Source organism: Streptomyces sp. NPDC002698 (assembly GCF_042888945.1).
Taxonomy (GTDB): Bacteria; Actinomycetota; Actinomycetes; order Streptomycetales; family Streptomycetaceae; genus Streptomyces.
In genome coordinates this window covers 2,930-16,915 of record NZ_JBIAQM010000017.1, presented here as the reverse complement: position 1 = coordinate 16,915, position 13,986 = coordinate 2,930, and the positions used below count along the sequence as shown (strand labels likewise).

The window sequence follows — 13,986 nt, the reverse complement described above, 5'->3', positions numbered from 1 at the left end:
GCTCGGGAGGGCCGGGCGGCAGGAGGCCCTCGGCGGGACCGGCGGAGTTCGCGCGCCTCATGGTGCTCGGGGGCCGCGTGCCCTGCAGAGCCTCGGCTCCGAGGGTTCGTGTGTCCCGGAGCACCTCGGGGCGGCTCGGAGGGGCCGTGTGTCACCCGGAGGGCCTCGGAGCGGCTCCGGCGGGCCGGGCGTCCCGGAGCGCCTCGGGGCGCTCTGGAGGCCCCCTGGGTGCGTTGGAGGCCCCCGGCTGCCCTGGGGGGGTTCGCTCCCCGGAGAGATTGAGGGCACCCCGGGAATCCGCGTGCCCCGGAGGGCCTGGGAGCGCCTCGGGGGTCCGTGCGGCCCCGGAGGGCTTCGCGGCGCCCCGGGGCCGTGCGGGTGTCAGCTCTGGGGTGCGTCCTTGAGGATGCAGGTGAGGCGGGCGCTGCAGACGCGCTTGCCGTCCTCGCCGGTGATGGCGATCTCGTACGTCGCCGAGGTGCGTCCGCGGTGGACGGGTGTGGCCACGCCGGTGACGAGGCCGGAGCGGACGCCGCGGTGGTGGGTGCAGTTCAGGTCGACGCCGACGGCGATCTTGGTGATGCCGCCGTGGAGCATGGCGCCGACGGAGCCGATGGTCTCGGCGAGGACGGCGGAGGCTCCTCCGTGGAGGAGGCCGTAGGGCTGGGTGTTCCCCTCGACGGGCATGGTGCCCACGACGCGGTCCGCGGAGGCTTCGGTGATCTGGACGCCCATGCGGTTGCCGAGGTGGCCCGCGGAGAAGAGGGCGGGCAGGTCGACACCGAGTGCGGCGTACTCGTCGATGACCCCTTGCGGGAACTTCGGGGTGTGCTGTTCGCCCATGGCGCCCGGCTCCGTTCGTCGTGGACCACTTCGTCGTGGATGTCCTTGCTGAGCGAACGCTCAGTCGGCTGTCGATTGTTCCAGACGGACGACCACGGACTTGCTGGCAGGGGTGTTGCTGGTGTCGGCGGTCGAGTCGAGGGGGACCAGGACGTTGGTCTCGGGGTAGTAGGCGGCGGCGCAGCCGCGGGCGGTGGGGTAGTGCACGACGCGGAAGCCGGGGGCGCGTCGTTCGACGCCGTCCTTCCACTCGCCGACGAGGTCGACGTACGAGCCGTCCGTGATCTTCAGTTCGCGGGCGTCGTCGGGGTTGACGAGGACGACCCGGCGGCCGTTCTTGATGCCCCGGTATCGGTCGTCGAGTCCGTAGATGGTGGTGTTGTACTGGTCGTGCGAGCGCAGGGTCTGCAGGAGCAGGCGGCCTTCGGGGAGTTCGGGGTGTTCGACGGGTGCGGCGGTGAAGTTGGCCTTGCCGGTGGCCGTCGGGAAGCGGCGTTCGTCGCGGGGGGCGTGGGGCAGGGCGAAGCCGGCGGGGTCGGCCACGCGCGCGTTGAAGTCCTGGAAGCCGGGGATCACGCGGGCGATGCGGTCGCGGATGGTCGCGTAGTCCTTCTCGAACTCTTCCCAGGGGGTGCGGCTGGCCTCGCCGAGGACCCTGCGGGCGAGGCGGGCGACGATGGCGGGCTCGGACAGCAGGCGGGGGCTCGCGGGCTCCAGGCGGCCGCGTGAGGCGTGCACCATGCCCATGGAGTCCTCGACGGTCACGAACTGCTCGCCGCTGCCCTGGAGGTCGCGTTCGGTGCGTCCGAGGGTGGGCAGGATGAGGGCGCGCGCGCCGGTGACCACGTGCGAGCGGTTGAGTTTGGTGGAGACGTGGACGGTCAGCCGGGCCCGTCGCATCGCCGCCTCGGTGACGTCGGTGTCGGGGGAGGCGGAGACGAAGTTGCCGCCCATGGCGAAGAAGACCTTCGCGTCGCCGTCGCGCAGGGCGCGGATGGCGCGTACGACGTCGTAGCCGTGTTCGCGGGGCGGCTTGAAGCCGAACTCCTTCTCCAGGGCGTCGAGGAAGGCGGGGGCGGGCCGTTCGAAGATGCCCATGGTGCGGTCGCCCTGGACGTTGGAGTGTCCGCGGACGGGGCAGACGCCGGCGCCGGGGCGGCCGATGTTGCCGCGCAGGAGCAGGAAGTTGACGACTTCGCGGATGGTGGGGACGGAGTGCTTGTGCTGGGTGAGGCCCATGGCCCAGCACACGATGGTGCGCCGCGAGGCGAGGACCATCTTCAGTGCCTCGTCGATGCTGTCGCGGGTGAGGCCGGTCGCGGTGAGCGTCTCGTCCCAGTCGGCGGCGCGGGCGGCCTCGGCGAAGTCCTCGAAGCCGTGGGTGTGTTCGGCGACGAACGTCTCGTCGACCGCGCCCTCGGTGTCGAGGATCAGCTTGTTCAGCAGGCGGAAGAGAGCCTGGTCGCCGCCGAGGCGGATCTGGAGGAAGAGGTCGGTGAGCGCGGCGCCCTTGACCATGCCCTGGGGGGTCTGCGGGTTCTTGAAGCGTTCCATGCCCGCTTCGGGCAGCGGGTTGACGGTGATGATCTTCGCGCCGTTGGCCTTGGCCTTCTCCAGGGCGGAGAGCATGCGCGGGTGGTTCGTGCCGGGGTTCTGGCCGGCGACGATGATCAGGTCGGCTCGGTAGAGGTCGTCGAGCAGGACGCTGCCCTTGCCGATGCCGATGGTCTCGTTGAGGGCCGAGCCGGACGACTCGTGGCACATGTTCGAGCAGTCGGGGAGGTTGTTCGTGCCGAGCTCGCGGGCGAAGAGCTGGTACAGGAAGGCGGCCTCGTTGCTGGTGCGGCCCGAGGTGTAGAAGAGGGCTTCGTCGGGGGAGCCGAGCGCGGCGAGTTCCTCGGCGACGATGTCGAAGGCGCGTTCCCAGGCGATGGGCTCGTAGTGGTCGGCGCCCTCGGCCAGGTACATGGGGTGGGTGAGGCGGCCCTGCTGGCCGAGCCAGTAGCCGCTGCGGCCGGCGAGGTCGGAGACGGGGTGCGCGGCGAAGAAGTCGGGGGTCACCCGGCGCAGGGTGGCTTCCTCGGCGACGGCTTTGGCGCCGTTCTCGCAGAACTCCGCGGCGTGCCGGTGCTCGGGTTCGGGCCAGGCGCAGCCCGGGCAGTCGAAGCCGTCCTTCTGGTTGACGCGCAGGAGGGTGAGGGCGGTGCGGCGGACGCCCATCTGCTGCTGGGCGATGCGCAGGGTGTGTCCGATGGCGGGGAGCCCGGCCGCGGCGTGCTTGGGTTCGGCTACCCGCGGCGCGTCCTGGACCGGATCGCTTTTCGGCGGCTTGCTGGCCATCGCTGAACCCCTTCGCGTGCGCACGTCGGTGTGCGTGTGTTCGTACCTCTTCGATCCTCGCACGCGTGGCCGACGGCGAAGGCCGTGGGTTGTGGGAACGCGGGGCGGGGAGGGGGTGTGCCGGGCCGGGAGGGCTCTCGTTGTCAGCGGGCCGTGGCAGGATCGGGGGTGTGGCAGAGACAGCATCGAAGCAGACCGAGAAAACCGCAGGTACGGGCCGCCCGCGCCTGATGCTCATGGATGGGCACTCCCTGGCCTACCGCGCGTTCTTCGCGCTGCCCGCGGAGAACTTCACCACCGCGACGGGTCAGCCGACGAACGCCATCTATGGTTTCGCGTCGATGCTGGCGAACACGCTGCGCGACGAGTCGCCCACGCACTTCGCGGTGGCGTTCGACGTCTCGCGCAAGACGTGGCGTTCCGAGGAGTTCCCCGAGTACAAGGCGAACAGGTCGAAGACCCCGGACGAGTTCAAGGGGCAGGTCGAGCTGATCGGCGAGGTGCTGGACGCGATGCACGCGCAGCGGTTCGCGGTGGACGGCTTCGAGGCCGACGACATCATCGCGACGCTCGCCACCCAGGCCGAGGCCGAGGGCTTCGAGGTGCTGATCGTCACGGGTGACCGGGACTCCTTCCAGCTGGTCTCGGAGCACACGACGGTGCTGTACCCGACGAAGGGTGTCTCCGAGCTGACCCGGTTCACTCCGGAGAAGGTCTTCGAGAAGTACGGGTTGACGCCGGCGCAGTACCCGGACTTCGCGGCGCTGCGCGGTGACCCGTCGGACAACCTGCCGGGCATTCCCGGTGTGGGTGAGAAGACGGCCGCGAAGTGGATCAACCAGTTCGGTTCGTTCGCGGAGCTGGTCGAGCGCGTCGACGAGGTCAAGGGCAAGGCCGGGCAGAACCTGCGCGACCACCTGGAGGCGGTGAAGCTCAACCGCCGTCTCACGGAGATGGTCAAGGACGTCGAGCTGCCGCGGACGGTGGCGGACCTGGAGCGGGCCCCGTACGACCGTACGGCCGTGGCGATGGTCCTGGACACGCTGGAGATCCGTAACCCCTCGCTGCGTGAGCGGCTGTTCGCCGTTGACCCGGGGGGCGCGGAGGCCGAGGAGGCGCGGCCGGTCGCCGAGGGTGTGGAGATCGACGGGGCGGTGCTGGGCGCGGGCGAGCTGGTGCCGTGGCTCGCCGAGCACGGCACCGGGGTGCTGGGTGTGTCGACGGTCGACTCGTGGGCGCTGGGCTCGGGGTCGGTGGCCGAGGTGGCGCTCGCGGCGGGTGCGGGGCCGGCGGTCTGGTTCGACCCGTCCCGGCTGGACGAGGCCGACGAGAACGCGTTCGCCGCGTGGCTCGCCGACTCCGGTCGGCACAAGGTGATGCACAACGCCAAGGGTGCGATGCGGGTCTTCGCCGAGCACGGCTGGAGCATCGAGGGCGTGACGATGGACACGGCGCTCGCGGCCTATCTGGTCAAGCCGGGCCGTCGTTCCTTCGCGTTGGACGCGCTCTCCCTGGAGTATCTGGGCCGGGAGCTCGGGCCCGCCGCCGCGGCCGACGGACAGCTCGCGTTCGGTGCGGACGAGCAGGCCGAGGCCGACGCGCTGATGGCGCAGGCCCGGACGGTCCTCGATCTGGGGGAGGCGTTCGGGGAGAGGCTCCAGGAGGTCGGCGCGGCGGATCTGCTGCGGGACATGGAGCTGCCCACGTCCAGCCTGCTGGCGCGTCTGGAGCGGCACGGCATCGCGGCGGACCGGGCGCATCTGGAGGCCATGGAGCAGATGTTCGCCGGCGCGGTGCAGCAGGCGGTGAAGGAGGCGCACGCGGCCGCCGGGCACGAGTTCAACCTCGGTTCGCCCAAGCAGCTCCAGGAAGTCCTCTTCGGTGAACTGGCCCTGCCGAAGACGAAGAAGACGAAGACGGGTTACACGACGGACGCGGACGCGTTGGCCTGGCTGGCGACGCAGACCGAGAACGAACTGCCCGTGATCATGCTCCGTCACCGTGAGCAGGCCAAGCTGCGTGTCACCGTCGAGGGCCTGATCAAGTCGATCGCCGCGGACGGCCGTATCCACACCACGTACAACCAGACGGTCGCGGCGACCGGCCGGCTGTCGTCGACCGATCCGAACCTGCAGAACATCCCGGTGCGCACGGACGAGGGCCGCGCGATCCGCCGCGGCTTCGTCGTCGGTGAGGGCTTCGAGTGCCTCATGACCGCGGACTACAGCCAGATCGAACTGCGGGTGATGGCCCATCTGTCCGAGGACGAGGGGCTGCTGGAGGCGTTCACCTCCGGCGAGGACCTGCACACCACCGTCGCCTCCCAGGTGTTCTCGGTGGAGCGGTCCGCGGTCGACGCCGAGATGCGCCGCAAGATCAAGGCGATGTCGTACGGCCTCGCGTACGGGCTGTCGGCTTTCGGTCTGTCGCAGCAGCTGAACATCGAGGCGGGCGAGGCCCGTGCGCTGATGGACACGTACTTCGAGCGGTTCGGCGGGGTGCGGGACTATCTGCGCCGGGCGGTCGACGAGGCCCGGGCCACGGGTTACACCGCGACGCTCTTCGGGCGCCGCCGCTATCTGCCCGATCTCAACAGCGACAACCGCCAGCGCCGTGAGGCGGCCGAGCGGATGGCCCTGAACGCGCCCATCCAGGGCACGGCCGCCGACATCGTGAAGATCGCGATGCTGAACGTGGACCGGGCGCTGCGCGAGGCGAAGCTCGACTCCCGCATGCTGCTTCAGGTCCATGACGAAATCGTCCTGGAGATCGCTCCTGGTGAGCGTGAGCGGACCGAGGAACTGCTGCGTCACGAGATGGCGTCCGCGGTCCGGCTCGACGTCCCGCTGGATGTCTCCGTCGGCGCGGGCCGGGACTGGGAGTCGGCGGCGCACTAGGCGGCGCGCGACGCCTTCGGCCGAGGGCCGTGTCTGTGGCACCACGCGGTGCCGCGGACACGGCCCTCGGGCGTTCCCGGCCGTACGCCGGGCGGCTCGGGGCGGGGGCGTGGCGTGCCCGGGGGCGTCACCCGCGTGGCTCGCACAAGGAGCCCCGGGCCGGAGGGTGACGTAAGGATGCGGGCATGGGTATACGCACGCTCCACCGCCGTACGGCCACGGGTATGCGCACGCTCCACCGCCGTACGGTCATGGTCACGACCGTGGTGGTCGCGACCGCGACGGTGGCCGCGGCCGTCGTCCCGGTGCTGTTCGCTCCGGTACCCGCGGTCGCGGCCGAAGCGGGTACCGCCCGGCTGCCGGGGCTCGTCGGTTCCTCCCGCGACGAGGACCGCGAGGAGGATTTCGGAGCCCGGTTGTCCCGCGATCTCCAGGCGGCCCTGTCGGCGCGCCCGGGTACGGTCCTGGTGTCGGTGCCCGACCGCGCGAGCGGCGGCGGGGCCCGTACGACGGCCGGTGACCGGTCGCGGTGGCCGGCGGTGGCCGCCGGTGCCCGCGCGTTCCTGAGGGCCGGCGCGTGCCGCCCGCGGGTGTTCACGTGGCTGCGTGACATCCGGCCCCGGAGGGTGTTCTTCGGTCCGTCGCGCGGACCGGGGACGCACATCTCGACCGGCAGGCTGCCCCGGGCCGCGAACGGCGGGCGTGTCCACGGCATCGGTTCCTTCACCGGTCCGGCCCGCAGCTACCGTGTCATCGTCCTGTCGTACGACCATCCGACGACGCCCTACGGTGCCCGCGTCGTCGAGCGGGTCGCCCGAGCCGTGCACCGGGGCTTCTTCCGGGGCGGTGGTCTGTTCCGCGCTCTCACCGCCGGCCGGGCGGTCAGCGAGCGGCGGGACGGCTCGGCTCCGTACGCGCCGCCGCGGGACCGGGACGAGCCGGAGCGGGACGCCACGTCCTGACGGCGACGACGTACAGGCCGAGGCCGAGGACCAGGCCGGCGCCCGCGCCGAAGCACAGCGTCGGGATGAGTTCCCACGGCTTCGCGACGGATTTCCAGTACGTCCACCAGCGGACCGCCCGCTGTACCGCGGAGGCCAGCGCGAGGCCGCCGATCACCGTCGCGGCCAGCCACCGGTCGGCGGTGGACAGCACGGGCACCGCGACGGCGGGGCCGTCCGGTGCGCGGCGCAGCGCGAGCACCACGAAGGTCACGATCACGACGGCCGCGAGGGCCGAACTGCCGTACTGGACGTACCAGTAGAGCGGCGAGCCCGCGAGGCTGTCCCCGAGGACGGGGAACAGCCGTACCCCCCACCGGTCGTGATGGGTGAACGCGTCCCACACGACATGCGTCAGCGAGCCGAGCACAGCGGAGGCGTACCACCGCAGAACGGTCGGCGCGCGCACCGGCTCGCGCGCGGCCCCACAGCGCAGGAGTTGTGCCGTGCGCCCCTGTCGTGCCGCCGGCATCAACGCCACCAGGGGTTCGCGCAGCACCAGCCAGGCACCCGCCAGCGTCCATGCGATCAGCACATCGACCGTGAACACGCCGGTGAACGCGTGGGTGAACGTGCCGAACTCCATCGCCCCGGGCACTACGCTCGCGGCGTAGTAGGTCAGGTCGGGAGCGAAGGAACCCGCCACGAGAACGGCGGGAACCAATCGGCCGCGGCCGTTTCCGTTCCCGCGGATCGCGGGCAGTACGGCAGCCGCGTGACTGAGGGTGAAGGGCAAATCGTCCCCCTGCGTCTCCTGTTGACCGGCTATGTCCGGCCGGTTGATCACCGGAGGCCAGTATGCGGGACGGCGGTACATGGCCAACTGGTGAATACCGGGCGCGAACAGGTCCCTGGGCGACGGAAGTTGTCGTAGGGTCGCCTGGGTTGCCGTGCGGGGAGCACGGCCGGAGGCAGTGGCAGCGCAGGACTGAGAGGCGACGGGTCACGCCGGTCGTCCGTAGGAGGGGTTCACTCGATGGCGGCGCAATTCGGCAGGAGGCTGCGCAAGGGCGCGGCAACCACCGCTGTGGCCGCGGCCGCGGTCGCGGCTCTGTCCGCCTCCCAGGCCCCGGGAGTGATCACCGACGACCACGGCAGACAGTCGGCGGGCGCCGACCTCGGCCTGGGCACCGGCGACACGGGCGGTGACGGCAGCGCGACCGGCAACGGGCGCTACTACACGGACCTTCCGCCGCTGCAGAGCCCCAACCCCGCGCCGACCACGGGAAGCGGCACGCCCGCCGCCACGGGCGCCGCCGAGGCGGGCATCCCGGCCACCGTGCTGGCCGCCTACAAGCAGGCCGAGGCGTCGCTGCGCGAGTCCAAGCCGACCTGCAACCTGCCCTGGCAGCTCCTCGCGGCCATCGGCAAGGTCGAGTCGGGCCAGGCCCGCGGCGGCCGCGTCGACGCGAACGGCACGACCCTGTCGCCCATTCTCGGCCCGGTCCTGAACGGCTACGGTTTCGCCAACATCAAGGACACCGACAACGGCGCGTACGACGGCGACAGCACCTACGACCGTGCCGTCGGGCCCATGCAGTTCATCCCCTCCACCTGGGAGTGGTCGGGCCGTGACGGCAACGGCGACGGCAAGAAGGACCCCAACAACATCTACGACGCGGCGCTGGCCGCCGGGCACTACCTGTGCCGCTTCGAGCACGACATGGCGGTCCAGGCGCAGCTGAACGCGGCGATCCTCAGCTACAACAACTCGACGGCGTACCTCAACACCGTCCTGTCGTGGCTGGAGTACTACCGCAAGGGCACGCACGAGGTGCCGGACGGCACCGGCGCGCTGCCCTCGCACAACAGCGACGAGCCCGCCTCGCCGAGCCCCACGCCCCCGCCCGTGCAGCCGTCCCCGCCGGGCGGCCCGCGGCCCGGCGGCGGTCCGTCGAGCCCCGCCCCGGGGACGACGCCTCCCGCCATCCCGGCCCCGCCGACCACGCAGCCCCCGACGGGCACGCCCACGCCCACGCCGACGCCCACCGAGACGGTGGACCACCTGACGAACATGGGCGCCGGGAAGGTCACGGCGACCGCCGGGGACACGTTCGCGCAGAAGATCGCCGTGCGGACCGAGGACAAGGCCGGCAAGCCGGTGGCGAAGGTCCGGGTGCGGTTCACGATCGTCGGTGACACCGACGCCACCTTCACCGGCGGCGAGAGCGTCGCCACGCTGGTCACCAACGGGCTCGGCATCGCCGGCGCGCCCGCGCTCGTGGCGGGCGAGAAGACGGGCGACTTCACGGTCCGCGTCACCGTGGTGGGCCGCGTCATGGCCGGCCTCGACTACACGGCGAGTGTCACCGCGCGCCAGGCGGACGCCCTGGCCCGCACCGCCGACACCGTGCCGACCTGTGTTCCGGGCGGCGAGTTCGCCGACCAGGTCGAGGTGAAGGCCACCTACAAGGGCGCCGCGGCGGGCAAGGTCGCCGCGACCGCGACCCTGGTCAAGTCCGCCGACGACGCGGGCGAGAACGACAAGGGCCCCTACTTCAAGGACGCGGACGGCAAGACCGTACGCACCCTCACCGCCCTGACCACGGACGCGGACGGCCTGCTGAAGCTGCCGAAGCTGTACGCCGACGACACCACCGGCACCTTCCTGCTCCGCATCACCACCACGGGCGGGGCCACGCTGACCGTCGAACTGACGGTGGCCGCCGCTCCCGCCACCGCCACGGCCTCTCCCGCCGCCTCCTAGGACGGAGCCGCCACCGCGCGGCACGGCTCGCCTCCAGGGCGCCCTCCCGGCTCACGCCGCGCGGGCGCCCTGATCCGTTGTGTGCGCGACGTGTTCTCATCTCGCCCCGCCGTTGCTACGGTGCCGGACCTGACGGTGTATCAGCTCCTGGCCCCGGGAGGCCCGCATGCGTGCCCTCATCGCCGCCGCGACGGGTCTCGCCGTGGCGCTCGCGCTGGTCCTGACCATCACGGCCATGGGCTCGCCCGCCGGACACACCTCGCCGAAGCCGCTGCTCACCACCGTCCCCAAGCACCCCTGACGCACGCACCGGGAGGGCCGTCGAGATGCGCCGCAAGGCAAGCCTGATCCTGCTCGCGCTCGCCGTGTTCTTCGCGGCGCTGTCCCCGCTGCTGCGCTGGTACGCCTTCCCGCGCCTGGCCAAGATCCCCGCCGGCCAGTACCAGGACATGGTCCTGGAGGCGAAGGACGCGACCCTCCTCGACTACGGCACCATGACCGCCGAGAAGGTCTCCAAGGTCACCGTCGTCCAGACCCTCAAGGGCGACGTCGAGGCCTCCGAGCGGATCGAGCGGACCGCGGGCCGTGACGTCGTCGTCTGGGACTCCCTGTCCTACGTCCAGGGACCCGACGGGAAGATGGTCTCCAAGCTCCCCGAGCGCTACATCTTCGACGCGCACAGCCAGGAACCCGTCCACGCCACCGGCGAGTCCGTCGACGGCGACCCCGTCACCCGTCAGGGCATCGAGTTCAAGTGGCCCTTCAGGACCGAGAAACGGGACTACGAGTACTTCGACGCGCAGACCCGCACCTCGGCGCCCATCCACTACGAGGGCACCCGGACGTTCCGGGGCGTCAAGGTCTACTACTTCGAGCAGACCATCCCCTGGACGAAGGTGAAGTTCCCCAAGATCATGCCCGTCCAGGGCGTCACCCCCGAGTCCCTCGCCGAGACCGGCACCACCCGCTGGTACACCACCGTCCGCAGGTTCTGGGTCGAGCCGGTCACCGGAGCACCCGTCTACGGCGAGGAGAGCCACAAGGAGGAACTCCGCGGCGGCACCCTCCTGGGAGGGCGGGACAAGGTGACCGCCTTCTCCGGGGACGTGAAGATGCGCGAGGACTACATCCGGCACACGGTCGACCTCGTCAAGTCCAACCGCACCCTCGTCCTGATGATGACCTCCTACCTCCCCTGGGGCTTCCTGCTCCTGGGCGCGGCCCTGCTGGCCCTCTCCCTGTATCTGGAGGCCCGCGGCCGCAGGCCGGGCGAACCCGCGCCGGCGCCGGCCGCCGACCCCGAGCCCGTCAGCGCCTGAGCCGCGCGTTCGTGTACCGCGTCGGCTCGGCGGTCGCCGGGTCCTCGGGCCACGGGTGCTTGGGGTAGCGGCCGCGCAGTTCGGCCCGTACGCCGTTGTAGCCGTCCTTCCAGAAGGACGCGAGATCGGCGGTCACCGCGGCCGGCCGGCCCGCGGGGGACAGGAGATGCACGAGTACGGGCACGCCGGCGACGGTGGGCGAGGCGTGGAGCCCGAACATCTCCTGGAGCTTCACGGCGAGCACCGGCTGTGCCGGGTCGGTGTAGTCGACGCGGATCCTCGAACCGCTCGGCACCTCGATCCGCTCGGGCGCGAGCTCGTCGAGCCGGGCCGCCTCACCGGTGGCCCAGGGGAGCAGCCGGTTCAGCGCCTGCCCGGCGTCGATCCGCGCCAGGTCCGCCCGCCGTCCGGCCCGGCTCAGCTCCGGTTCCAGCCACTCCTCCACGCGCGCGTAAAGGGCCTCTCCGGAGACGTCGGGCCACGGGTCACCCAGCCGCCGGCGCAGGAACGCGAGCCGCAGCCGCAGCACCTCGGCGTCCGGCGACCACCGCAGCAGGCCGAAGCCCTCCTCCCGCAGCCCTTCGAGCAGCGCCCCCCGTACGAGCCCGGGGTCCGCCTTGCGCAGCGGCCGCACGGCCAGCTCCACCGCCCCCAGCCGCTCCACCCGCCGGGCGACGACATCGCCCCCGGCCCAGTGGACCTCGTCGCCCTCGCCGTACAGGCCGGCGGCGGCCCGCCGTGCCGTCGGCTCGTCGATCACCGCCGCGAGCCGCACGCGCGCGTGCCCCCTGCCGACGGGGCGGTCGGCGACGGCGACCGCGAGCCAGGGAGCACCGCGCAGGACGGATCCCTCGCCGGCGTCGGCCCGGGTCCCGTTGACCATGAGGTGGGAGCCGCCCCTCAGGTGCGCGACGCGTTCGGGGAACGCCAGCGCGGCGACGAGCCCGACGACCCGGTCGTCCCCGGGCCCGGCCTCACCGGCGCGCAGGCCCGGAGAGGAAGAGGAGACGGAGGGGGCAGGGGAGGCCGCTGAGGAAGGGGAGCCGGAGGTGACGGCGGGGGAGCCCGAGGGGGACGCCTGGCCGGGTGCGGGTGCGGGTGCGGGTGCGGAGGCCGAGGTGGAGGCGGGTGCGAGGCCGGCCGCCGACGAGCGGAGGCGACGGGACTCGGCGCGCCAGCGGGCCGCATAGGCGTCGCCGCCGCGCCGGGCGGTGCGCCAGGCCGCGGCCAGGTCGTCGCCGTACTCGCGCGGGGGCTCCTCGCTCAGCAGGGCGACCACGTCGGCGGCCCGTGCCGCGCCCACCAGCGGGGTCGCGTCCAGCAGGGCGCGCGCCAGCCGGGGGTGCAGTCCCAGGCGGGACATGCGGACACCGCGGTCCGTGGCCCGCCCCGCGGCGTCGACCGCGCCCACGGCCGACAGGACGGCCCGCGCCGCCGCCATCGCGCCGCCCGGCGGCGGATCCAGCAGGGCCAGCCCCGTCGCCCCGGGATCGCCCCAGCAGGCCGCCTGGAGCGCGAACGCCGTCAGGTCGGCCACCTTGATCTCGGGGGCCGGGAACCGCGTCAGACGGGAGTCCTCCGCCTCCGCCCAGCAGCGGTAGACCGTGCCCGGCGCCTCACGTCCGGCGCGTCCCGCCCGCTGCCGCCCGGCCGCCTGCGAGGCCCGTACGGTCGCCAGGGCGCTCAGCCCGCGCGCGTGGTCCACCCGCGGCTCGCGCGCGAGCCCCGAGTCCACGACCACCCGCACCCCCGGAACCGTCAGCGACGACTCGGCCACCGAGGTCGAAAGGACCACGCGGCGCCGCACACCGGCCGTGAGCACCGCGTCCTGCACGGCCGCCGGAGCCCGCCCGTGCACCTGAAGGACGTCGACATCCCCGATACCGCCCAGCTGCCCGGCCACCCGCGCGATCTCCCCGACCCCGGGGAGGAAGCACAGGACGTCACCCGAGCGCTCGGCCAGCGCCCGCCGCACCGTGGACGCCACATGCGTCAGCAGCGCCGGGTCCACCCGCATCCCGTGCGGGGGCCGTACGGGGCGCGCGGGCGGCGCCCACACCGTCTCGACCGGATACGCGACACCCTCCGCCTCGACGACCGGCGCGTCGCCCAGCAGCCGGGCCCAGCCCCCTGCGTCCGTCGTCGCGGACGCGGCGACCAGCCGCAGCTCGGGCCGGAGCGCGGCCCGCACGTCCAGCAGGAACGCGGCCACCGTGTCGGCGTCCAGATGCCGTTCGTGACACTCGTCGAGCACGACCACGTCGACGCCCGCGAGCTCCTGGTCCCGCTGAAGCCGCTGGAGCAGGACCCCCGTCGTGACGACCTCCACGCGCGCGTGCGGGCCGACCACCCGTTCCCCGCGCACCGTGAAGCCGACGCTCTCCCCGACCTTCTCGCCCAGCAGCCACGCCATCCGCCGGGCGGCGGCCCGAGCCGCGATGCGCCGCGGCTCGGCCACCACCACCCGCCGCGCCGGGCGCCCGTCGTCCAGGAGGCCCGCCAGGGCCATCGGCACCAGCGTCGTCTTGCCGGTGCCGGGAGGTGCCACCAGCACCGCGGCGCCGTGCCCCTCCAGGGCATCGTCCACAGCGGGCAGGGCGCCGCGCACGGGCAGCGCGTCCAGGGCTTCGTAACGGATCACGCCCCCAGTCTCGTACGAGCGCCGAACCGGCCGCGCAGGAACTCCGGGACAGCCCCCACGCGCGCGGGCGGCACGCGTGACGCGACGAAGCGGCACCGCGACACGATGAACCGGCACCGCGACGACGGGTGGGGGGGGGGGGGGGGGGGGGGGGGGGGGGGGGGGGGGGGGGGGGGGGGGGGGGGGGGGGGGGGCGGGCCCGGGGGGGGGGGCGGGCGGGGGGGGGGCGGCCGGGCCC

Annotated in this window: 9 protein-coding genes; 5 read left to right on the top strand and 4 right to left on the bottom strand. The window is 72.9% G+C overall.

Annotation, left to right across the window (positions count from 1 at the left end; genetic code table 11):
- Positions 1-381: 381 nt before the first annotated feature.
- Both ACFYW9_RS23465 and ACFYW9_RS23460 read right to left on the bottom strand, forming a co-directional pair.
- Positions 382-843, bottom strand: coding sequence for a hotdog fold thioesterase (locus tag ACFYW9_RS23465; protein WP_326788392.1), 462 nt, complete (start codon positions 841-843; stop codon positions 382-384).
- Positions 844-903: 60 nt separating this feature from the next.
- Positions 904-3,183, bottom strand: coding sequence for an FdhF/YdeP family oxidoreductase (locus ACFYW9_RS23460; RefSeq protein ID WP_389153623.1), 2,280 nt, complete (start codon positions 3,181-3,183; stop codon positions 904-906).
- 170 nt (positions 3,184-3,353) lie between these two features.
- Between ACFYW9_RS23460 and polA the strand changes: the two genes are divergently transcribed.
- Both polA and ACFYW9_RS23450 read left to right on the top strand, forming a co-directional pair.
- Positions 3,354-6,080 (top strand): DNA polymerase I, encoded by a 2,727-nt coding sequence (gene polA, locus ACFYW9_RS23455; protein WP_389153620.1) that lies wholly within the window; start codon positions 3,354-3,356, stop codon positions 6,078-6,080.
- Between the two features lie 185 nt (positions 6,081-6,265).
- Positions 6,266-7,042 (top strand): hypothetical protein, encoded by a 777-nt coding sequence (locus ACFYW9_RS23450; RefSeq protein WP_389153617.1) that lies wholly within the window; start codon positions 6,266-6,268, stop codon positions 7,040-7,042.
- On the opposite strand, the gene ACFYW9_RS23445 is transcribed toward ACFYW9_RS23450, so the two are convergent.
- A complete protein-coding gene (locus ACFYW9_RS23445) occupies positions 6,963-7,817 on the bottom strand; it encodes a DUF4184 family protein (protein ID WP_389153898.1) in 855 nt (284 codons plus the stop codon). The genes ACFYW9_RS23450 and ACFYW9_RS23445 overlap by 80 nt on opposite strands.
- A gap of 240 nt (positions 7,818-8,057) precedes the next feature.
- Between ACFYW9_RS23445 and ACFYW9_RS23440 the strand changes: the two genes are divergently transcribed.
- The 3 genes from ACFYW9_RS23440 to ACFYW9_RS23430 all read left to right on the top strand — a co-directional run bounded on the left by ACFYW9_RS23440 (position 8,058) and on the right by ACFYW9_RS23430 (position 11,107).
- Positions 8,058-9,788 carry a lytic transglycosylase domain-containing protein gene (locus ACFYW9_RS23440; protein WP_389153614.1) on the top strand — a complete coding sequence of 577 codons (1,731 nt, stop codon included), beginning with the start codon at positions 8,058-8,060 and terminating at the stop codon, positions 9,786-9,788.
- Between the two features lie 166 nt (positions 9,789-9,954).
- Entirely contained in the window at positions 9,955-10,089 is a 135-nt protein-coding gene (locus tag ACFYW9_RS23435) for an SPW_0924 family protein (protein ID WP_351872297.1), read from the top strand.
- 25 nt (positions 10,090-10,114) lie between these two features.
- On the top strand, positions 10,115-11,107 hold the full coding sequence (locus tag ACFYW9_RS23430; protein WP_351872296.1) for a DUF3068 domain-containing protein: 993 nt from the start codon (positions 10,115-10,117) through the stop codon (positions 11,105-11,107).
- On the opposite strand, the gene ACFYW9_RS23425 is transcribed toward ACFYW9_RS23430, so the two are convergent.
- Positions 11,097-13,748 carry an ATP-dependent RNA helicase gene (locus ACFYW9_RS23425; protein ID WP_389153609.1) on the bottom strand — a complete coding sequence of 884 codons (2,652 nt, stop codon included), beginning with the start codon at positions 13,746-13,748 and terminating at the stop codon, positions 11,097-11,099. The two genes, ACFYW9_RS23430 and ACFYW9_RS23425, sit on opposite strands and share 11 nt — an antisense overlap.
- Between the last annotated feature and the right edge of the window lie 238 nt (positions 13,749-13,986).